Raw genomic sequence first — 6,799 nt, 5'->3', positions numbered from 1 at the left:
TGTTTGCACCAATAGCTCTCCCGCTTGAACTCCACAACCTTCTTCCCCACCGAAGTTATCCCCTTTCCGCGCCCGACCGGCCGCAAATCAGACCGCCAGCCCACACAAGCAGCTGATTTGACCGCAGGGCAAACAGCTCTGCATTCTCTGTCTCCGCAAAACCCGCCGCAAGAATTTCACGCTCCTCTGCATGCAGCAGCGGCAGCAGATCCGCCCTGCGCCGTACAAACTCCCCTGTGCGGCAATAGTATGCCGCACGCAGTATAAAAAACGCTGATTTGTATAATTCCCGCAGCACCGTCCAATCCTTTGCATGCAGGCGATTGTGCGCGCACGCATGATATATGCCGCAAGCCCCCATATGTACCGCACGGCGTGCGTCCTCCATATCAAAGCAGGCTTTCAGGGCCTCCAAATCCCCGTACCACGGCTCCGTATCATAATAAAAACCGAACAGCTCGGACGGTTCCCAATGCAGCAATTCCTCTTTTCCGGAGACAAAACCGCACACTTTATCCCGCTCGGGCAGACTGTGCAAAATTTCCTCATATATCGCCCAGTCTGCCGCGCGCCATGCATCCAAAATAACAACAACGTCAATATCGCTGTCCTCTGCCGCCTCGCCGCGCGCTCTGCTCCCTTGCAGGCCGATACAGCATACCCGACTGCCAAACGCTTTACAAACCGCGGCGACAAAACGTTCCATCCACAGGGTTATATCCATTTCCATTGATTCTCTCCCACGCTTTTACAAGAATTGCCCCGCAGCAACCTACGGGGCAATTTGCAAAACAGTTTCTGTTTAACAGAATTATTTTGAAGTAGAGGTCGTTTCCTTGAGTACAACGTCATGTGCGCCGCCCTCAACAATCGAGGTGGCGGAGACAAGCGTAATCTTGGCCTTCTTCTGGAATTCCGGAATCGAAAGCGAGCCGCAGTTGCACATGGTCGAACGAACCTTGCTCAGCGTCAGGCCGAGGTTATCCTTGAGCGAACCTGCGTACGGAACATAGGAGTCAACGCCCTCTTCAAAAGAGAGCTTCTTATCGCCGCCCATATCATAGCGCTGCCAGTTGCGCGCACGGGACGAACCCTCGCCCCAATATTCCTTCATATAGCTGCCGTTTACATTGACCTTGTTGGTCGGGGACTCATCAAAACGGGAGAAGTAGCGGCCAAGCATCAGGAAATCCGCGCCCATGGCCAGCGCCAGCGTGCAATGGTAGTCATGCACAATACCGCCGTCCGAGCAGATCGGCACATAAATGCCGGTTTCCTCAAAGTACTCATCGCGCGCCGCGGCAACTTCGATCAGTGCAGTCGCCTGTCCACGGCCAATGCCCTTCTGTTCACGGGTGATGCAGATCGAACCGCCGCCGATGCCGACCTTGATAAAGTCTGCACCCGCGTCCGCCAGAAAACGGAAGCCCTCGCGGTCAACCACGTTGCCCGCGCCAACTTTAACGCTGTCGCCGTAATGCTCGCGCACCCAGGCAAGCGTGCGGCTCTGCCACTCGGAAAAGCCCTCGGAAGAGTCAATGCACAGCACATCCGCGCCAGCTTCCACCAGAGCAGGAACGCGCTCCGCATAGTCGCGCGTATTGATGCCTGCGCCGACTACATAACGCTTGTGCTCATCCAGCAGTTCAAGAGAGTTGGCCTTGTGGCTGTCATAGTCCTTACGGAATACCATATAAACCAGACGCTGCTCTTCATCCACCAGCGGCAGAGAGTTGAGCTTGTGGTCCCAGATAATGTCGTTCGCTGTTTTGAGCGTGGTGTCCGCCGGAGCCGTAATCAGCTTTTCAAACGGCGTCATAAACTCGGAAACCTTAACGTCGCGCTCCATGCGGGATACGCGGTAATCGCGGCTGGTGACGATGCCGAGCAACTTGCCGTTCGCCGTGCCATCCTCTGTTACCGCCATGGTGGAGTGTCCGGTGCGCTCTTTGAGTGCCAGTACATCTGCCAGCGTCGCATCCGGCTTCAGGTTGGAATCCGACACGATAAAGCCGGCCTTATAGCTCTTGACACGGGCAACCATGGCCGCCTCGCTTTCAATGGTCTGAGAGCCGTAAATAAAGGAGATGCCGCCCTCCTGCGCCAGCGCAATTGCCATGCGATCATCCGAAACAGCCTGCATGATCGCCGATACCATCGGGATGTTTGCATACAGCGCCGACTGTTCGCCCTTTTTGAACTTCACAATCGGCGTTTTCAGACTGACGTTTGCCGGAATACACGCAGCAGACGAATAGCCGGGTACAAGCAGATATTCGTTGAACGTGTGGGACGGTTCGCTGAAATAAAATGCCATACTATTTTCTCCTTTTCGTTTTCCATTTTCCAAAGTTTGTATTGCCTTTTATTATATCCTTTTTACCCTGCAAAGTAAAGCGGCCAGCCGACAGATTTTGTGGTTTTTTACTGCCGCCGCCTATGCAAAGCGCGCAAAAAGGGGCACCGATATCCGCCTTTTCGCATCGTCTGTAAAAAACTTCCTTATTGCAGCCGCGAACGTTACAAAGCAGAAAGGGCCGCAGACAAATTCTGCGACCCTTTCTATTGGAAATGAGGAATGAAGGTGTGGGCTTTATCAAAAAGATATGGCCTGTAAAATTGCCATTCGGAAGTCCTTTTTTTTTGCACGGTGATATTTTAGCAGTTTCTTTTTTGCATGTCAATAAAATACCCATTTTATTAATGCGTTCTTAACTCCCTGTCTCGCCAGGCTCCCACGCGCATCCAACCGAAAAGAAGTACAGCATCTGCCGCACGGCCGGCCGGCCAAACACCTCTTCCACCGCCAGTGCATACGCGGCCAGCTGCGGACGGTACTGCTCCGCGCGCGCCTGCATGCTGTTTTCCGTCACCCGGTCGGTCTTAAAGTCCAGAATAACAAACCCCTCCGGCGTATCGATCAGGCAGTCGATTACACCTTGCAGCAGCACCTTTTCCTCCGGCGCGGCCGCCGCGACCGGAAAATACCGCGCCGCCGGCACCAGCACGGAAAACTTAAATTCCCGCCGCACCGGATACGCCGCCATCAGTTTACGGTACACGTCCGACCGGAAGAAAGCGCCGATTTTTTCCGGATCGACCGCTGCCGCCTGCAAATCCGACAGGATATTCTTTTCTGCCAGGCGCTGCAATTCGCGCTGCACGCCGCCCGGTGCTGCCGCCGCTTCAAAATCACAAAACTGCATAAACAGGTGGTGCGCCGTGCCGATTTCCGCCGGCGTCAGGCGGCGCTCCCCCTGCGCAAAAAGCGGGGCGCGCAGCTTCGGTTCGCGCCGCGGAGGAGGGGTCTGTTCCGCCGCCTCTTCCGCGCGGTATCCACGTCCCACGCCGGTCGCCGTCAATTTGCTGGGCAGTTCTGCCAAAAAAGCATGCGGATAGCGCAGATGCGGCTCCACCACATAGGCCGATGCCTCCGCATCGGTAAAGCGCAGCACTTCCGGCGCCTCGGGCGCAGGCAGTTCCTCCGGCCGGTATACCCGCAGCATGAAGGCACGGCAGTCCGTGCCATGCTCCGGCACCGCAAGGCCATATTCCTCCCGCAAATCACGCGTGCAGGGGTGGCGCAGCAGCGGCGTCATAATCCACGCCAGCGGCGCACGCACCGCCCCCATGGCATACTGCGGCAGCTCATCCAGCATGGCAAGCTGCGCCCATTTTGCAAGCGATTTGGCCAGCGTCCCGCTCGCCGCAGTCAAAATAAGTTTTTCCTTGGCCCGTGTCAGCGCCACATACAGCACCCGCAGTTCTTCGGAAACCATCTCGCGCCGCTGCTGCACGGCAACCGCCGTGCGTTCCGCCGTGTCATACTGCACACCGCGCAGCCGGTCGCGGCACTTGCTGCCGAAGCCGAGATGCTGATGCACCAGCACCGGCTCATGCAGATCGGCCTCGTTAAACTGCCTGGCGCAGTCCGCAACGATCACAACCGGAAATTCCAGCCCCTTGGATTTGTGGATAGACAGGATGCGTACCGCACCGCCCGCCGTCTCTGCGCCAACGGTCTGAAAATCCTCCCCGTTCTCCTGCATCCCGCGCAGCAGGCGGGCAAAGGCAAACAACCCGCGAAAGCCCTGTCCCTCAAAAGCGCGCGCCCGCTCAAAAAAGGCCAGCAGATTGCTCTGCCGCTGCGCACCGTTCGGCAGCGCGCCATACAAACCGAGCGCGCCGGTCTCGTCATAAATCTCCCACAGCAGGCGGTATACCGGCTGATCACAGGCAAATTCACGCAAAAAGTCCAGCCGCTGCAAAAACGTTTCCACCTTGGGAAAATCCATGCGCGCTGCCAGCAGCGCATCATAATAGCTCGCTTTCCGGTTCACCAGACGGATGTCCGCCAGCTCCTGTTCGGTAAAGCCAAACAGCGGCGAACGCAGCACACCGATCAGGTCGATATCCTGCCGCGGATTATCGATCACACTGAGCAGCGAAACCATCGCGCCTACCTCCGCAGTTTCCAGCAGGCCGCTGCGCTCCTCCGCACCGGCGGAAATGCCCACCTGTTCGAGCGCCGCAATATAGGTGCGCGCTTTGGTTTTCGGCGAGCGCAGCAGAATCACGATATCCCCCGGCGTGACCGGCCGCAGCATGCCGGTCTGCGGATCGGTCACCGGAAAGCCTTCCTCCAGCAGCGAGCGGATGCGTGCTGCCGCCAAACGCGCCTCAAGCGCGGTCTTGTCCGGCGCATCGTCGTCCTCGCCGAGTTTCTCCGCATCCACCAGCAGCACCTCGGTTTGGTACCGGGGATCATCCGCATCCGGATAGTAAGACGCCCCCAGATGCAGCGCTTCGCGGTCGGTGTAGGGCAGCCCGCCTGCCGTATCGCCCATCACTGCGGCAAACAGATAGTTGCAGGCGTCCAGCACCGCCGCACGCGAGCGGAAATTCTGCCCCAGCACCACACGGCGCGGCTCGCCGTCCTGCGCCGCATCTGCCTCGGCAAAGGTGCGGTATTTTTGCAGAAAAATCGAAGGGTCAGCCAGACGGAAGCCGTAAATGCTCTGCTTGACATCCCCCACCATGAACAGGTTGCGCCCGCCGCATGACAGCGCACGGAAAATCGCATCCTGCACAGCGTTGGTATCCTGATATTCGTCCACTGCGATCTCCGCATAGCCTGCTGCCAGCGTCTGCGCCAAGGCGGACGGCGTTTGCTCGTCATACAGCAGCCGCACGGCGAAATGCTCCAAATCGTTAAAATCCGCCGCATTGCGCGCCCGTTTTGCGGCGGAAAACGTCTCGTCGAACCGCTCGACCATATCACACAGCGCCGCCAGCGCGGATGCTGTCAGGCCGCGGTCCTGCTCGGCCTCAGCCGCTGTAACGGTCAGCCATTTGTCGCGGATGTTTTTTGCTGCGGTCTTCCACTCCTCGCGCATGGCCTTGATCTCTTCCAGAAACGCCTTATCTTCAAACTTACGCGCCGCCTTAAGCCGGTCGAATGTAATATGCCGCGCCGTTTCCACGCAGGTGTCCCAATCCCCGCCGCGCAGCGCTTCCAGCAGGCGTTCCGCCTGATGGCAGTCGCTCGTCAGCGCCGGCAGGTAACTGTCCGCCAGCTCGTCGATCCCGGCAACTGCATCCGCCGCCGCACGGACAAAGGCCGCGCCGTGCTCGGCTGCCGCCTGTGCCTGCGTGCGCAGCACCCGCCCATGCGGCGTGTCCATCCCGCGGGCATACAATCCCTCGCGCACGCCGGCCAGAAAGGCGCGCGGATCGGGATGCGCCTGAATTTTTTCATACGTGGTCAGGATGACCTCTCCCAGTTTTTTGTCATCCCGCCCTGCGGTCAGCAGATCACACAGGGCAAAAAAACCGTCCTCCGCGCGTTCGTAAGCGGCATCGAGCACCTCCTCCAGCACCTCGGCCCGCAGCAGCTTACCTTCGTTTTCGTCCATCAGGCGGAAATCCGGTGCAATGCCGAGCACCGCCGCCTGCTCCCGCGCCAGTGACAGGCAAAGCGCGTGCACAGTTGTGATCTTGGCGCGGTGCACCAAAAACAGCTGGCGGCGCAGGCGCATATCCTGCGGGGCAGCGGCAACCGCCCGGCTGAGCGCTGCCCCGATACGCTCCCGCATCTCCGCCGCTGCCGCGTTGGTAAAGGTCACCAGCAGCAGCCGGTCAATATCAACCGGCTGCTCCGGATCGGTCAGCCGTGTCAGCACCCGCTCCACCAGCACCGCGGTCTTGCCCGATCCGGCAGCCGCTGAAACCAGCAGCGCACCGCCCCGGCTGCGGATCGCCGTCTGCTGGTCTTTTGTCCACTGCGGCATTACGCTTCTCCTCCCATCTGCTCCCAAAATTCCGCATCCGTCAGGCGCTTCAGATACCGTGCGCGGTCACCCGCCGTCTCATCAAACCGGCAGGCCGCACGGAACGAGCACCAGTCGCAATAACTTGTGGTTTTATCCTTTTTGCACGGATCTGCCGTTACACTGCCCGCGCGCAGCTCACGCCCCATCTCCAGCAGTTTTTGATGCGTGTAGCGCGCCAGCCGCCCAAATCCCGCCAGATCTGCCACGGCAGACTTTGCGGCAAGGCTCGGCTCTTCCTCTCCCTTCTTTACCTTGATGGTAACCGGAATAAAACGGCCGTCCCCATCCAGCCCGTGCTCCATCGCCTCCAGCAGCTCCATATCATCCGACAGCAGCCCGGACCGCCGCAGCGCCTTATCACGCATCACCCGCAGCGCATCTTCATCAATGTCGCGCGGCGCGTCAGGCAGTTCCTCCCGCACCGGTACATACAGCACACCTGCGGGAACAATTTCATTAAGCTCGGC

4 protein-coding genes and 1 pseudogene are annotated in these 6,799 nt (G+C 58.9%); all 5 read right to left on the bottom strand.

All coding sequences use genetic code 11. From position 1 onward, the window contains the following. Positions 1–55: 55 nt before the first annotated feature. Positions 56–730, bottom strand: coding sequence for a nucleotidyltransferase domain-containing protein (locus ACOYIE_RS08105; RefSeq protein WP_433412170.1), 675 nt, complete (start codon positions 728–730; stop codon positions 56–58). 81 nt (positions 731–811) lie between these two features. Beyond that, entirely contained in the window at positions 812–2,317 is a 1,506-nt protein-coding gene (locus ACOYIE_RS08100) for an IMP dehydrogenase (RefSeq protein WP_433412168.1), read from the bottom strand. A 1-nt stretch (position 2,318) separates the two neighbouring features. Next, positions 2,319–2,696, bottom strand: coding sequence for a hypothetical protein (locus ACOYIE_RS08095; RefSeq protein WP_433412166.1), 378 nt, complete (start codon positions 2,694–2,696; stop codon positions 2,319–2,321). A gap of 15 nt (positions 2,697–2,711) precedes the next feature. Next, positions 2,712–6,290, bottom strand: a complete 3,579-nt coding sequence (addA, locus tag ACOYIE_RS08090) for a helicase-exonuclease AddAB subunit AddA (RefSeq protein ID WP_433412164.1) — start codon at positions 6,288–6,290, stop codon at positions 2,712–2,714. Further along, positions 6,290–6,799 (bottom strand): annotated as a pseudogene (locus tag ACOYIE_RS08085) (hypothetical protein); the annotation flags it as partial. The gene addA and the pseudogene ACOYIE_RS08085, both read right to left, overlap by 1 nt.

Source organism: Agathobaculum sp. (genome assembly GCF_050946325.1).
Lineage (GTDB): Bacteria > Bacillota > Clostridia > Oscillospirales > Butyricicoccaceae > Agathobaculum.
This window is presented reverse-complemented; position numbering and strand designations above follow the sequence as displayed.

Coding starts and splice junctions, on each gene's coding strand:
- ACOYIE_RS08105 (WP_433412170.1), bottom strand. CDS start 730: ATGGAAATGGATATAACCCTGTGGATGGAACGTTTTGTCGCCGCGGTT.
- ACOYIE_RS08100 (WP_433412168.1), bottom strand. CDS start 2,317: ATGGCATTTTATTTCAGCGAACCGTCCCACACGTTCAACGAATATCTG.
- ACOYIE_RS08095 (WP_433412166.1), bottom strand. CDS start 2,696: ATGGGTATTTTATTGACATGCAAAAAAGAAACTGCTAAAATATCACCG.
- addA (WP_433412164.1), bottom strand. CDS start 6,290: ATGCCGCAGTGGACAAAAGACCAGCAGACGGCGATCCGCAGCCGGGGC.